Annotated in this window: 14 protein-coding genes; 3 read left to right on the forward strand and 11 right to left on the reverse strand. The window is 59.5% G+C overall.

Annotated features, from left to right (window positions below; genetic code table 11):
* Nucleotides 1–3: 3 nt before the first annotated feature.
* Nucleotides 4–672 (reverse strand): CDP-diacylglycerol--glycerol-3-phosphate 3-phosphatidyltransferase, encoded by a 669-nt coding sequence (gene pgsA / locus ACR0CA_RS10250; protein ID WP_170772715.1) that lies wholly within the window; start codon nucleotides 670–672, stop codon nucleotides 4–6.
* Nucleotides 673–843: 171 nt separating this feature from the next.
* On the opposite strand from pgsA, the gene ACR0CA_RS10255 reads away from it, so the two are divergent.
* Nucleotides 844–1,728, forward strand: a complete 885-nt coding sequence (locus tag ACR0CA_RS10255; RefSeq protein WP_480898801.1) for a DMT family transporter — start codon at nucleotides 844–846, stop codon at nucleotides 1,726–1,728.
* On the opposite strand, the gene uvrC is transcribed toward ACR0CA_RS10255, so the two are convergent.
* From uvrC to ACR0CA_RS10290, 7 genes are all read right to left on the reverse strand, one after another.
* Complete coding sequence (uvrC, locus tag ACR0CA_RS10260) at nucleotides 1,725–3,599, reverse strand: excinuclease ABC subunit UvrC (protein ID WP_480898803.1); 1,875 nt, start codon at nucleotides 3,597–3,599, stop codon at nucleotides 1,725–1,727. The genes ACR0CA_RS10255 and uvrC overlap by 4 nt on opposite strands.
* A gap of 290 nt (nucleotides 3,600–3,889) precedes the next feature.
* Entirely contained in the window at nucleotides 3,890–4,669 is a 780-nt protein-coding gene (locus tag ACR0CA_RS10265; protein ID WP_480550310.1) for an SDR family oxidoreductase, read from the reverse strand.
* An 18-nt stretch (nucleotides 4,670–4,687) separates the two neighbouring features.
* Nucleotides 4,688–5,650, reverse strand: coding sequence for a calcium/sodium antiporter (locus ACR0CA_RS10270; RefSeq protein WP_170772722.1), 963 nt, complete (start codon nucleotides 5,648–5,650; stop codon nucleotides 4,688–4,690).
* The gene (locus tag ACR0CA_RS10275) at nucleotides 5,647–5,838 is read right to left on the reverse strand and encodes a hypothetical protein (RefSeq protein WP_170789458.1); all 192 of its coding nucleotides are present in this window, start codon (nucleotides 5,836–5,838) and stop codon (nucleotides 5,647–5,649) included. Before ACR0CA_RS10275 ends, ACR0CA_RS10270 begins: the two co-directional genes overlap by 4 nt.
* On the reverse strand, nucleotides 5,819–6,616 hold the full coding sequence (locus ACR0CA_RS10280) for a S49 family peptidase (protein WP_170789636.1): 798 nt from the start codon (nucleotides 6,614–6,616) through the stop codon (nucleotides 5,819–5,821). The genes ACR0CA_RS10275 and ACR0CA_RS10280 overlap by 20 nt, the downstream gene beginning before the upstream one ends.
* A 113-nt stretch (nucleotides 6,617–6,729) precedes the next feature.
* The gene (locus ACR0CA_RS10285) at nucleotides 6,730–7,491 is read right to left on the reverse strand and encodes an ABC transporter permease (protein ID WP_170772727.1); all 762 of its coding nucleotides are present in this window, start codon (nucleotides 7,489–7,491) and stop codon (nucleotides 6,730–6,732) included.
* Entirely contained in the window at nucleotides 7,488–8,417 is a 930-nt protein-coding gene (locus ACR0CA_RS10290; protein WP_480504430.1) for an ABC transporter ATP-binding protein, read from the reverse strand. The genes ACR0CA_RS10285 and ACR0CA_RS10290 overlap by 4 nt, the downstream gene beginning before the upstream one ends.
* Nucleotides 8,418–8,565: 148 nt before the next feature.
* Between ACR0CA_RS10290 and ACR0CA_RS10295 the strand changes: the two genes are divergently transcribed.
* Nucleotides 8,566–9,675 carry a CaiB/BaiF CoA transferase family protein gene (locus ACR0CA_RS10295; protein WP_480898808.1) on the forward strand — a complete coding sequence of 370 codons (1,110 nt, stop codon included), beginning with the start codon at nucleotides 8,566–8,568 and terminating at the stop codon, nucleotides 9,673–9,675.
* A gap of 62 nt (nucleotides 9,676–9,737) precedes the next feature.
* Here ACR0CA_RS10295 and hemE read toward each other — a convergent pair whose 3' ends face one another.
* Nucleotides 9,738–10,772, reverse strand: a complete 1,035-nt coding sequence (gene hemE / locus ACR0CA_RS10300; RefSeq protein WP_480898809.1) for a uroporphyrinogen decarboxylase — start codon at nucleotides 10,770–10,772, stop codon at nucleotides 9,738–9,740.
* Between the two features lie 106 nt (nucleotides 10,773–10,878).
* On the opposite strand from hemE, the gene hemC reads away from it, so the two are divergent.
* Entirely contained in the window at nucleotides 10,879–11,838 is a 960-nt protein-coding gene (gene hemC, locus ACR0CA_RS10305; protein ID WP_480898812.1) for a hydroxymethylbilane synthase, read from the forward strand.
* A 216-nt stretch (nucleotides 11,839–12,054) separates the two neighbouring features.
* On the opposite strand, the gene ACR0CA_RS10310 is transcribed toward hemC, so the two are convergent.
* Nucleotides 12,055–13,335, reverse strand: coding sequence for an aspartate aminotransferase family protein (locus ACR0CA_RS10310; protein ID WP_480898814.1), 1,281 nt, complete (start codon nucleotides 13,333–13,335; stop codon nucleotides 12,055–12,057).
* Between the two features lies 1 nt (nucleotide 13,336).
* Nucleotides 13,337–14,440: a mandelate racemase/muconate lactonizing enzyme family protein gene (locus ACR0CA_RS10315; protein WP_480898817.1), complete on the reverse strand. Its 1,104-nt coding sequence runs from the start codon at nucleotides 14,438–14,440 to the stop codon at nucleotides 13,337–13,339.
* Between the last annotated feature and the right edge of the window lie 65 nt (nucleotides 14,441–14,505).

Here is a 14,505-nt window from a genome sequence, read left to right on the forward strand (position 1 = left end):
CGCTTAGCTCTCCTTCAGATGGGGCATGGCTTTACGTAGGTAGTCATAGCCCGTGATCAATGTCAGCGTCGCAGCAATCCACAGCAGCCACAGCCCAATACGGCCCGACCAGAACATGCCTTCCAAATGCCAACGGAGGTGGTTGTGGTCCTCGACCTCGCCAGTCAGGACCTGATCTATGATCGTGGGGTCCATGCCGAAAGTGGCCATGACGAAATAGTGCTCGAATATCCCCTGCGAGAACAGGATGGCAATCGCCACCATCTGCGCCGTGGTCTTCCACTTGGCCAACTTGGTCACTTTCAAAGTTCCGGCTACATCGCCCAGATACTCCCGCAGGCCCGAGACAAAAACCTCGCGGAACAGGATCACGGTAGCGGGCAAAACCAGCCAAGGCGTCCAGTGTTCTGTCGAATAGCCCACAAGGATCATCAGCGCGATCACTACCATCGCTTTGTCGGCAATCGGATCCAGCATTGCGCCAATCTTTGTTTCCTGCTTCCAAGCACGGGCCAAGTAGCCATCGAACCAGTCGGTGATGGCGGCGGACATGAACAGGATCAGGGCAAACCAATCGGCATAGGGCCGGGTGAAATACAAAAACATCACGGCCAGACCTGGCGCCGCCAATAGGCGAAGCACGGTCAGGATATTGGGCAGGTTCCACTTCATGGTTAAAACTTTACATCGCCGGTTCAGGACATGAAAGATGGCCCGTTGAAAATCTGCCCCGATCACAGGCGGTTGCAGTGATTGCGGTCAAAGGGTCGCAATCCCGTTTCCGCGACTTGGCGCGCACAGTGTTTGCGGCCAGATTGGCGACTGGTTCAGACAGAGCGAAACATGACAACCCACATTCAAACCGACCCACGATCGAACCTGATCGGCAGTGCATGGATGATCGCTGCGATGGCTCTGTTCGCGCTTGAGGACGCGCTGATCAAGGCCGCCTCGGCCGCAATTCCGATCTGGCAGGTGCTGGTGCTGTTCGGCGCAGGCGGCGCGGTGATCTATGCGGTGGTGGCCCTGCTGCGCGGCACGCGACTGTTTCAGCCGGATGTGTTGTCGCGCCCAATGAAAGTGCGCGTGGTGTTCGAAATACTCGGACGGTTGTTCTATGTGTTGGCCATCGCACTGACCCCACTATCCTCGGCTACGGTGATATTGCAGGCCACGCCTCTGGTCGTTGTTGCTGGCGCTGCTCTGGTCTTTGGCGAAACCGTCGGCTGGCGCAGGTGGAGCGCCATTCTGATCGGCCTTGTCGGCGTCGTCATTATCATCCAACCAACCGGAGACAGCTTCTCGGCCCTGTCCATCCTTGCGGTGCTGGGAATGTTGGGGTTCGCAGGCCGCGATCTGGCCAGCCGCGCCGCGCCCGCGTCACTGGGGACCGAGGTGCTGGGGTTCTACGGTTTCCTCTGCATCATCGTCGCCGGGCTGGCCTATCGGTTCTGGGAGGGCACACCGATGCAGCCCCTAAGCACGCAAGTCAGCCTGCACATGGCCGGTGCAATCGTGATGGGCGTTATGGCCTATGCCTCGCTGATGAAGGCGATGCGCACGGGTGAGGTCTCATCAGTCACGCCTTTCCGCTATTCCCGACTGCTATTCGGGATCGGGTTGGGCGTGGTCATGTTTGGTGAGCGGCTGGACCAGACCATGTGGATCGGGTCGGCGCTGATCGTGGCCTCGGGGCTGTATATCCTGTGGCGCGGGCGGCGGGCCTAGCCCTTGTCGTGGAAGAAATCATAGACCTTCTGCGCCAACCCGGCTGAGATCCCGTCCACCGCTCTCAGATCCGCCAGATTGGCCCGGCTGACCGCCTTGGCGCTGCCGAAATGGGTCAGCAAAGCGCGTTTGCGCGCCGCGCCCACGCCGGGGATTTCATCCAGAGGCGTCGCCCCAACCGCCTTGGCCCGTTTGGCGCGATGGGTGCCGATGGCGAACCTGTGCGCCTCATCCCGCAGGCGTTGAATGAAATACAGCACCGGATCGTTGCGCTTCAGCGCAAAGGCGCGTTGGCCGATACGGTGGAATTCCTCTTTGCCGTGGTCGCGGTCCACACCCTTGGCGACACCGACCATCGGGATGTCTTCGACGCCATGTTCGACCATGATCTCATGCACCGCACTCACCTGCCCTGCGCCGCCGTCGATCAGCAGCAGGTCGGGCCACAGCCCCTTGTCACGGTCGGGGTCTTCTTTCAACAGGCGGGTGAAACGGCGGGTCAGGACCTCTTTCATCATGCCAAAATCGTCGCCCGGTGTCAGGTCATCGCCCCGGATGTTGAACTTGCGATAGGCGTTTTTCATGAACCCCTCGGGACCGGCCACGATCATGCCGCCCACCGCGTTGGTGCCTTGGATATGGCTGTTGTCGTAGACCTCAATCCGCTCGGGTGGCGTGTCCAGATCAAACGCCTCGGCCACGCCGCGCAACAGCTTGGCCTGCGTGGCGCTTTCCGACATGCGCCGTGCCAGTGACTCGCGTGCGTTGCGCAGGGCTCCGGCGACCAGTTCTTGTTTCTCGCCCCGTTGAGGGACAAGAATTTCAACCTTGCGCCCGGCTTTTTCCGACAGCGCATCCTGCATCAGATCAGCGTTCTCGATCCCATCTGACAGGATCAACTGACGCGGCGGTTCCTTGTTGTCGTAGAACTGACCGAGGAAAGCCTCCATCACCTCGGCCGGTGACACATCCGCCCCGACCCGAGGGTAAAAGTCCTTGTTGCCCCAGTTCTGGTTGGCCCGGATAAAGAACACCTGCACACAGGCCTGCCCGTTGTCCAGATAGAGTCCGATCACATCCGCCTCGGCCACGCCGCGCGGGTTGATGCCTTGGGACGTCTGCACCTGCGTCAGCGCGCGAATACGGTCGCGCAGGCTGGCGGCGCGTTCGAACTCCATCGCCTCGGACGCGGCCATCATCTGTTTGGCCAGTTCTTCCTGCACCTTGGTTGACCGGCCCGACAAGAACCGTTCCGCATCCTTGACGCTTTCGCCGTAATCGCTTTCCGAGATCAACCCAACACACGGCCCAGAACAGCGCTTAATCTGATACAGCAGACAGGGCCGCGTCCGGCTGTCGAACATGGAATCCGAGCAGTTACGCAGCAGGAACGCTTTTTGCAGCTGGTTCAGCGTCCGGTTCACCGCTCCGGCGCTGGCGAATGGGCCAAAATAGGCGCCCTTTTCTTTCTTCGCCCCACGATGTTTCTTGATCTGCGGAAACCCATGATCCTTGGCGACCAGAATGTTCGGAAAACTCTTATCGTCGCGCAGCAGCACATTGTACTTGGGCTTGAGCTGCTTGATCAGGTTCTGCTCCAGCAGCAGCGCCTCGGTCTCGGTCCGCGTGGTCAGAAACATCATCGAAACCGTCGCGGCGATCATCTTCTCGATCCGCCCCGAATGTCCGGGCCGCGTATAGTTCGATACCCGCGCCTTCAGGTTTCGCGCCTTGCCCACGTACAGAACCCGACTGTCCGCATCCAACATCCGGTACACACCGGGCGAGCTGTCCAGCGTTTTCACATATCGCTGTATACATTCGTATCCAACGCTTTGGGTTTCGGAGTTCGATTCGTTCTGGACGGTCATGTGCCTGAAATATGATTCCCTCACCATGGCTGCAATCTTGAGCGCCTCAGATCAAGAGAAAACAAATCCACGGTTTCTGTGGATAAGTATGAAGATAAGTTTCCGGGTATCGCGATTTTCCCTTAATTCATTAAGGATTCCTTGATTTGCACAAAAAATAGGCAGTAGACTAACTGTTTGTTTTTAATTGATATTTTTTCATACACAGGACAAGTGCATGAAAAACAATACATTTTTGTAACGCGTTGGTAACAGAAATGAGAGCGGTGCAAAACTTATCTGAGAATTACCTATTCAACGCCCAAAACATCCGGTGTTTGCCAACCAAGATGCTGCCCGCCATCCACGCATAAAAGCTGTCCGGTGACGGCGTGGGCATCCAGAAAATAGCCCAGCGCAGCGGTGATATCAGACGGGTTTGCGCCGCGTTCCAACACTGTGTTTCTTCGCTGCGCGCTAAAGTGATCGGCGCTTTGACGATGTCCCTGCATCGTCGGGCCTGGACCAATCGCATTGACGCGGATAGCCGGGGTCAGCGCCTGCGCAGCGGTACGAGTCAGCGCCCAGAGACCCATCTTAGCGATAGTGTAGGACATAAATTCGGGCGTCAGCTTACGCACGCGCATATCCACCATGTTGACGATCAGGCCGGTCGCCACTGGTTCTCCTGCATCGTCTTTCTCAGGCTCCAACCCTTGTTCGGCCAACGCCTGTGTCAGAACGAAGGGCGCGCGAAGGTTGCTGTCCATGTGGCGGTCCCAGCTTGTGCGGGTGGCCGTCTGGATGTTGTCATATTCAAAGATCGACGCATTGTTGACCAGACAGGTGATCGGTCCGCCCAACGCCTCGGCCGCGCGGGGCAACAAGGTCTGAACCTGCGCCTCATCCAGAAGATCGGCCTGTAGGGCGATCGCGCTGCGACCCATAGCCTGAGCCTCGGCCACGACATCCAGCGCCGGTTGTTCCGAGGTCGCATAGTGGATGGCCACATCATACCCGCGCTGTGCCAAATACAGGGCCATAGCCCGGCCAAGGCGAATGCCTGCTCCGGTTACGAGGGCACGGGTCATGATTGGGTCTCCGTAAGGTTAGGCCAGCAATGTGACGATGTAGACCACATACAGCAGGGTCAACAACAGGCCCCACCCGCGGGTGATATCTTTCTTGAAAAAGACGAAGGGGATCAGCAGCAGCGAGGCCGCCAGCATCACCCACAAATCGAAGTGCAAGAATTCGGGATCGACCGGGATGCGCCCGACAAGCGTGGCAATCCCCACAATGGCCAGCAGGTTGAACATGTTCGACCCGATGACGTTCCCCAAAGCAACATCCGCCTGACGGCGCAGCGCCGCCATCACGGTCGTCGCCAGTTCGGGCAGAGACGTCCCGACCGCCACCAGCGTCAACCCGATCACTGTTTCGCTGACCCCATAGGTGCGGGCAATGACCGTCGCGTTGTCGACCAGCAGATGCGCGCCCATCGGTAGTCCGATCAGACCCAGCACAAGATAGATCGAGATTTTCCAATAGGGCATATTCGGATCAGCCTCTTCCAGGCCGTCCAGATCATCATCGTCTGCGCAGGCGTCACCACAGGCTTTGCGGTGTGCATGCGCCTCGCGGAACGCGTTCCACAAGACTAAAGCCAGCGCCGTCAACAGGATGGCCCCGCTGAGCAAGTTGAACACGCCGCAAAAGGCCAACCCGATGAACAGCACCGTTGCCATGATCATGAAGACATAGTTCTTGCGGCTGTCACATTCGCTGGTGTGCAACGTGGCCAGCAGCGCAGGCAGGCCCAGCACCAACAGGATATTGGCCGTGTTTGAACCGACCACATTGCCAAGCGCGATCCCCGGTGCGTTTTCCTGAATCGCGCTGATCGCAATCAACAATTCAGGCGCCGAAGTGCCAAAAGCCACAATGGTCAGGCTGACGATCAGAGCAGGCACGCCCAAGCGCAGGCTGAGGTTCACGGCCCCACGCACAAGCGCATCACCCGCCAGCAGCAGGATCAGCAGCCCGAGCCCCGAAAGCAGCCATGCCGTCATGTACGGCCTCCTTTTTCGCAGGCGCAGGGGCCTTTGCCGATCCTGAACCGCCCGCAGCGCGGACACCGGGATGATTGCAGCCTCTTTTGACCCGGAAAGCGCAGCTTGCCGAACATGGCCAGCACGCCCATGGCAATCAGGAAGAGTGTGACAATCTTGATGATCACGTCACAGACCAAAACGCGCATAGGCCGCGCGCTCCTCAAGCCCTGCAATCGCGTCTTGCGCCACCGACGCACCAACCCGCGACAATAGCGGCTTGCGCAGGCCATAGCGGCGGAATTTGACCTTGTCGCCGAACCGCTCCTGCATCTTGGGTTTCAGATGCGCAATGCCGTCGATCAGACCCAATTCCTGTGCCCGCCGCGCCAGCCAGATCTCGCCAGTAAACAGGTCCTGGCTTTCGTCCAGCTTCCCGTCCCGCCGGGTTTTCACATGGGTGATGAAATTTTCGTGAATGTCGCCTAACAGACGTTCTAGACGAGCCACATCTTCTTTCTTTTCGGGCGAGAACGGGTCGAGCATGGACTTCGACGCCCCGGCTGTATGAACCCGCCGTTCGATCCCCTGCCGTTTTAGCAGCACATGCGCGCCAAAACCGGATGAAATCACGCCAATCGAGCCCAGCACCGAACTGTCGTCGGCATAAATTTCATCTGCAGCTGCCGCCAGCCAATACCCACCCGAGGCGGCGACATCTTCGACAAACGCTATGACAGGAACGTTCAATTCCTCAGATAATCGCCGAATCCGCGCCCCGATCAGTGAGCTTTGAACGGGCGATCCACCGGGCGAATTGACCTCAAGCGCGACGGCTGCCGGTTTGCCTTTTCGAAACGCTTTCTCAAGAACCGGCGCTAGCGAGGTGTCGGACATCGAGCCGCGCCCCGTCATTCCGATGGCGCCAGACAGGCGAATAACGGCCACACAGGGTTGTTTTTTGACGAAGGGCAGGCGCAGTTTCATGGGAGCCGATGTAGAGTGCGGCCCACCGGTAAACAAGGGACGGTTTGAACCTTGGATGCGGGAGGGTCACATTTCTCGGCGTCGATGGGCAAAAATGCAACGTCGATCATTGGCTAGCTCCGGATGCGCCAACCGGTTTTGAAAATCCACCAAATGATGCCAAGGCAAATACCTGTGAAGGCAAGAATGGCCAGCAGACTGAACACGATCGGAACGTCAGCCAAACCGTAGAACGACCACCTGAACCCCGAGATCAGATAGACCACCGGATTAAACAACGTGATCGTTTGCCACACCGGCGGCAGCATCGAGATCGAATAGAACGTCCCTCCCAGAAAGATCAGCGGCGTGACCACCAGTTGCGGCACCAGCGACATCTGCTCGAAGTTACTGGCCCAGATGCCGATGATGAACCCCAAGAGCGAGAAACTAAGGCAGGTCAGCACCAAAAAGGCCACCATGGCCAGCGGGTGTTCGATCCGTAAGTCCACAAAGAACGTCGCGGTGATCAAAATCACCACACCCACGAACAACGCCTTGGTTGCAGCCGCTCCCACATATCCGATCACGATCTCGATGAAATTCACCGGGGCCGAGAGCAGCTCATAAATCGTGCCAAGGAATTTGGGGAAGTAGATGCCGAATGACGCGTTCGATATACACAGCATCACCACTGACAGCATGATCAGCCCCGGCACGATGAACGCCCCGTAGGACACGCCCTCGACCTCTTGAATACGACTGCCGATGGCGGTGCCGAAAACCACGAAATACAACGAGGTCGACAGGACCGGTGACAGAAAACTCTGCGCCAGAGTGCGGAAAAACCGGGCCATTTCGAACCGGTAGATGGCGGCGATGGCGGTCCAGTTCATGCAGGATCTCCTGACACAAGATTGACGAAAATCTCTTCCAGGCTCGATTGCCGGGTCTGCACGTCACGTAACACCAACCCCGCCTCGGCCACGTCGTTCAACAAGGTAGTGATCCCGGTACGGTCGGCATTGGTATCATAGGTATAGACCAGCGAGTCCCCATTGCCATTCAGCGTCAGGTTATGCGCGGCCAGACAATCTGGGATGGCCTCAATGGGTGCGGTCAGCATCACCTCGATCTGTTTCTTGCCCATCTGAGCCATCAAGGTTGCCTTGTCCTGCACCAGCAGAAGCTCGCCCTTGTCAATTACACCGACACGGTCGGCAATGGCCTCAGCCTCTTCAATGTAATGGGTAGTCAGGATGATTGTCACACCCGCTTGCTTCAACTCGGCCACGATCTCCCACATGTCTTTGCGCAGCTCGACATCGACGCCTGCGGTGGGTTCGTCCAGAAACAGCACGCGCGGCTCGTGGGCCAGCGCCTTGGCGATCAGCACCCGGCGTTTCATACCGCCCGATAATTCCTTGATGGCGCTTTTACGTTTGTCCCACAGCGACAGCTTGCGCAGAATTTCCTCAATCCGGGCATTGTCGGTGCCATAGCCAAACAGCCCGCGCGAAAACCGCACGGTGTTCCAAACCTTTTCAAACGGCTCCAGCGCGATCTCTTGCGGTACAAGGCCAATCATCCGACGCGCGGCGCGGAAATCCGTTTGAATGTCGTGACCGCCAACCGTCACACTGCCCGAGGTTGGAGTGGTGATTCCACAGACGGTGGAGATCAGCGTCGTCTTACCGGCCCCGTTGGGGCCCAACAGCGCCAGAATCTCGCCCTGCTCGATATCCAGTGACACGCCTTTCAGCGCCTCAAACCCTCCGGCATAGGATTTCCGCAAATCCCGGATCGACAGAATTGGTGTCATACATATTCCCCGTTCTGGCAGGGACAGTATCGCGCTGCGCCGGAACAGAACAGAGCCATTTCACAAGCGAGGTACAACCCTGCCCGCTCAAAATCCGCCTTGCAATTCTGCCCAGCCCCGGAAACCCTGCCCTGAAAGGGAAAACACCATGCTGACCGGAACACGCATCATCGAAATCGAAGGACTCGGCCCCGCCCCTTTCGCCGCCATGCTTCTGGCCGATCTGGGCGCCGACGTCATCACCATCCACCGCAAAGGCGGCGCAGTAACGCCAGGTATGCCCGAACAATCGCTTTTGGATCGGGGCAAGCGATCCATTGCGCTGGACTTAAAGGACCCCAACGACCTGAGCACCGCCAAAGGCCTGATTGCCACGGCCGATGCCCTGATCGAAGGCTTCCGCCCCGGCGTGATGGAGAAGCTGGGCCTCGGCCCCGAACCCTGCCACGAGACGAACCCTAAGCTGGTCTATGGTCGCATGACCGGCTGGGGCCAGAACAGCCCTCTAGCGCAGACGGCCGGACACGACCTGAACTACATCGCCCTGTCCGGCGCGCTCTGGTATGCATCCTCCCCCGGCGACGCACCGCAAACACCAGCCACCCTTGTGGGCGATATCGGCGGCGGCGCCATGTATCTGGTAGCGGGTCTTCTGGCCGGGCTGTTGAATGCGCAGAAAACCGGGCAAGGCACGGTCGTTGACGCCGCCATCTACGACGGCTCGGCCCATATGATGAACCTGCTCATGAGCTTGCGGCAGACCGGCAACCTGCATGACACGCGGGGGCAAAGCCTGCTGGACGGCCCACATTGGAGCCGCACATACGCGTGCTCGGACGCAGGATTCGTCACCGTCCAATGCCTGGAGCCCAAATTCTACGCCGAATTCTTGCGCAAACTGAACCTGTCTGACGACCCGGATTTCCAACAGCAATACAACAGCGAACTCTGGCCAATGCTCACCAATCGCCTGACCGACATTTTCGCCCAACACCCACGCGATCACTGGGCACACCTGTTACATGGCTCCGACGCCTGCGTCGCCCCGGTCCTCAGCCCCGAACAAGCGCTCGACCATCCCATGAACCAAAGCCGCCAAACATGGACTGCGCAAGACGGCACGCTGCAAGCCACGGCCGCACCACGGTTTTCAACCCATGATTGGCGCCTCAGACCCAGCCCCAAACGCGGCGAACACAATGACGAAATCCGCGCCGAGATCGAAACACAGCCCGAATCCGCCCCTTCATCTGGCTAAAAATATCCCGGGGGATGAATTGGTCAAAGGTCAAGAAGGGGGCTGGCCCCCTCCCTCCTGGCTTACCGCGCGCGCACCGTATCAATCATCAACTGAACATTCTCAGGATTCGCATCCGGCGTGATCCCGTGCCCAAGGTTGAAAATGTGCGGTCCCTTGGAAAACGCCTCTACGATCTTTCGCGTCTCATCCACCAAAACCTGCCCACCCGTCACCATATGAGACGAGGCCAGATTGCCCTGCACGCAGCCATCCACTTGCACATTGGCCGCCGCCCAATCTGGCGCGACCGAGTTGTCCAGCGCCACACAATCCACGCCGGTGGCCCTGGCAAACCCAACATAGCCCTCTCCGGCCTCGCGCGGGAAACCGATGACCGGAATCCCGGGATGGCGTTCTTTGATGGCCTGCGCGATCACCCGGCACGGCTCAACGGCATATTTCTGAAACTCCTCGCCCTTCAGTGACCCGGCCCAACTGTCAAATATCTTGACCACCTCGGCCCCGGCCTCGATCTGGGCCGACAGATACTCGATCGTCGCCAGCGTGATCCGCTCGAGCAACGCCTCGAACAATGCCACATTCCCCTCGCGCAGCGCATGGGCCGGGCCTTGGTCCGGCGTGCCGCGCCCGGCGATCATATAGGTGGCCACCGTCCAGGGCGCGCCTGCAAAACCGATCAAAGTCGTCTCGGACGGCAATTCCCGCGACAGGATACACACGGTTTCATAGACCGGCGACAAAGTCTCATGAATCGCATCCACGGGTTTCAGCGCATCAAACTCGGCCTGCTGGGTGATGGTCGACAAGCGCGGCCCCTCACCGGTGACAAACCACAAATCCGCGCCCAGCGCCTGTGGCACTAGAAGAATATCGGCAAACAGAATCGCCGCATCGAACCCATAGCGGCGGATCGGCTGCAACGTGACCTCGGCCGCCAGTTCGGGGTTATAGCACAGCGACAGGAAATCCCCCGCCTGCGCCCGCGTCGCGCGGTATTCGGGCAGGTACCGCCCGGCCTGACGCATCATCCAGATCGGCGGCACATCCTGCACTTCACCTGCCAATGCGCGCAGTATCTTCTTTGTCTCGGCCATCTTTGCCCCCAATCATCCGGTTTGCGCCACGGGTCGGCCCTCAGTGGCAATTTGTCAAGCTCTGCCCCCATTGTCAGGGCAATGTGACGCGATTAAAGCTTGCGCCATGACACTGACCCTGCCCTCCCCCGACTCACCGCTCAAGATCGGAACACGCGGATCGCCGCTGGCGCTGGCGCAAGCCCATGAGACCCGCCACAGGCTGGGCACCGCATTTGATCTGTCCGAAGAGGCGTTCGAGATCGTGGTGATCAAGACCACCGGCGACAACCGCGCGATGATCGACGCGGACCGCCCGTTGAAAGAGATCGGCAACAAGGGGCTGTTCACCAAGGAAATCGAAGAGGCAATGCTGCGCGGCGATATCGACATCGCGGTGCATTCCACCAAGGACATGCCGGTGGAACAGCCCGCAGGTCTGGTGCTGGACACGTTCCTCCCGCGCGAGGATGTGCGCGACGCCTTCATCTCGCCAAGTTTGAATTCAATTCACGACCTGCCGCAGGGTGCGACCGTCGGCACCTCGTCCCTGCGCCGCCGGGCCCAATTGCTGAACCGCCGCCCCGACCTGAACGTGGTTGAATTCCGAGGCAACGTGCAAACGCGACTGAAAAAACTGGCAGACGGCGTGGCTGATTGCACCTTTCTGGCCATGGCCGGCATCCGCCGCCTGAACATGGAGGACGTCCCCGCCACCGCCATCGCGCCCGAGGACATGCTGCCTGCCATCGCCCAAGGCACGATCGGTATCGAGCGTCGCAGCGACGATTCCCGCACAGCGTGTATGCTTGAGGCGATCCACGACGCCGAAACCGGACAACGTCTGGCGGCTGAGCGCGCGCTACTCGCGGCGTTGGACGGGTCCTGCGAAACGCCCATCGCGGGTCTGGCCGAACTTCAAGGCGGCCAATTGCGCCTGCGCGGCGAGGTGCTGCGCCCCGATGGATCCGAGGCAATTGCCGAGGAGATCTCCGGCGCGGTGGAGGACGGGGCCGAAATGGGCCGCGCCATGGCAAGTACGCTGCTTCAAAGGGCTGGCCCTGGTTTCTTCGACTGGAAAAATTGAGGAAAAATAGCGGTATGTGATCTAGTTCACTGCCAGCGCGCAGAAATCCGCGCATATTGGGATCACACCGATTGAGAGGTCGGGTTGGTCTCGAATAAGTCGAAGTTTTTTGTAAGTCTGTCCATTTTAAGTGGTATTCGAGGGGGCGAGACGCAACCCTGATATCCGATCAGTTAGGGCCGTTGTCAGCGATGACAGCGGCCCGTTTCCGTTCCATTAACCCGCGCGAAGGATCACCTCGACCGCCTTTCGCACCGCATCGCGTGTCAGCTCAAGATCGGCATCTGTCACGGCCAAAGACGGGTAAAGCTTACCCGGTGACTTGAAGACACCACTCGCCCTTAAACTGTTATTGTAGAGCGCGTTGCGCTGGGGGTCATCGTGACGGGCACTGCGATAATCACGGCAGGGGCTATCGGTGAAATAGATGTCGAAAAGGGTTTCATCCCCGCAGATCTGATGTGGAATCTCCGCGTCGGTCAGGGCATCTGTCTGCATTTGCTGCAGGACAGCACCGGTCGCGCGCAGTTGGTCATAGACGCCGTCGCGCCGCAGTACCTCCATCGTTTTCAACCCTGCAACCGAGGCCACCGGGTTGCCCGACAACGTGCCCAACTGCATCAGCCAGCCACCCTCGCCCACCTGATCCTTGTCGAAATGCTTCATGATCTCGGTGCTTGCACCCAGCGCGGCCAGGGGGAAGCCGCCGCCGATGATCTTGCCCATGGTGCAGATGTCGGGGGTGACGCCATATCTCTCCTGCGCGCCGCCGTAGGCTAGACGAAAACCGGTGACGATCTCATCAAAGATCAGCAGGACATTGTGTTTGTCACACAGGTCGCGCAGCCCTTGCAGATAGCCCGGCAGAGGCGGGATGATCCGTTGCAGCGGCTCGACCATGATAGCGGCGATGTCATCATGTTCGCCCAGCAACGCCGCGACAGCGTCCAAGTCGTTGAAGGGCGCGATCAGCATCTGCTCGGCCACGCCAGCAGGAATACCCGCGCTGTCGGGCACTGCTTGCGGGAAGTTGACCTGTCGACTGGGGGCGAGGCTCATTTGCGCCTCGGCGCTCATGCCGTGATAGCCGCCTTCGAATTTCAGAATCTTGTCGCGCCCGGTATAGGCGCGAGCCAAGCGGATGGCGTACATGTCAGCCTCGCCGCCCGAGGCGACAAAACGCACCTGTTCGCAGCACGGCACCGCGTCGATGATCGCCTCAGCCAGTTCGATACCTTTGACGTTGTTGGCGAAAAAAGTCATGCCTTTGGGCAGTTGTTCCAGAACCGCCTCCATCACCTCGGGGTGACCGTGACCCAGCAGCATGGGGCCAGAACCGATCAGATAGTCGACATATTCGTTGCCGTCCTCATCCCAGACACGGCTGCCTTCGCCACGGGCGATGATGATGCCGGGGTCGAAATTGCCAAATCCCCCGGCGGGCAAGGCGGCGTTGGCGCGGGCGATCCATTCGGATTGAGTGTTGATCTTGAGCATCTCAGGCAATCTCCAAAATCGGGGAACCAAGGATTTCCGGGTCGGGCGTCACGCCCAGACCCGGGCCTTCGGGCGGGGCGATGCGACCGTCTTTGCGACTGGGGGCATCCGGGCAGAGGCGCGGGCCCACGTATGAGGACAGATCGCAGGTGTTCATCAGCGAGCCATTCGGGGTTGAAGCCGCGAAATGCAACACGGCGGCGGTGACGATATCGGACCCCCAAGTGCATTCGGCGCAGATCTCGGCCCCCAGATGCACGGTCAGATCGCGTGCGCGGCGCATTGCTGACAGACCGCCGAACTTGGACAGTTTCAACGCCACCGCATCCATGCAGCCCAGTTCATGCGCGCGGAGCAGCGAGGCCAAATCATGCGCGTTTTCGTCGATCTTCATCGGCAGGCCAGTGGCTTGCCGGACGGCGGCGCAATCCTCCAGCGTTTTGCAAGGCTGCTCCAACATCACATCCAGATGCGCCACGGCGCGGCCCGTGCGTGTGGCCTGCAAGCGCGATGCGCCGCAGTTCCAGTCTCCGTAAACGATAGGCCCTGCCCCCACAGCCTCGCGCACTTTGGTCAGGCGTTCGACATCGGCCTGCCAGTCGGCTTCAACACCCAGCTTGACCTGAAACTGGCGAATACCGGTCTGATAGGCGGTCTGCGCGATGCGGGCCATCTCATCGGGGTCTATGCAGGTAATCGAGTGATAGAGCGGCATGTCCTTGCGCGTGCGCCCGCCCAGCAGCGCATAGACCGGCTGGCCTGTGGCCTGGCCGAACAGATCCCATAGGGCAAGATCGACGGCGGATTTTGCGTAGCGGTGGCCCTGTAGAAACCCGTCGAGCTTGCGCATCGGGGCATCGGCCCCGAAGGGCGACATTCCGAGGATTTCCGGGGCCATTTCGGTGATCGCCGCTGGGACGCCATCGGCATAGGCGGGCAGATAGTGGGGAATCGGGCAGACCTCGCCCCATCCTTTAAGGCCAGTATCGGTTTCAAGGCAAAGCACATGGGTTTTGACGGTGGCGCAGGTTTTGCCCTCGGCCATGTGGTAGGTTTCGTGGCTGGTGAGGTCGACGGACCAGAGGGTGATGGCGGTGATTTTCATTCAGGCCGTCCTTGGGGTGTTGATGTCGTGCAGTCTGAGGGGCCAGCCCCTCTCTTGGCCTTCGG

The sequence above is a fragment of the Ruegeria sp. F12 genome (assembly GCF_056533885.1).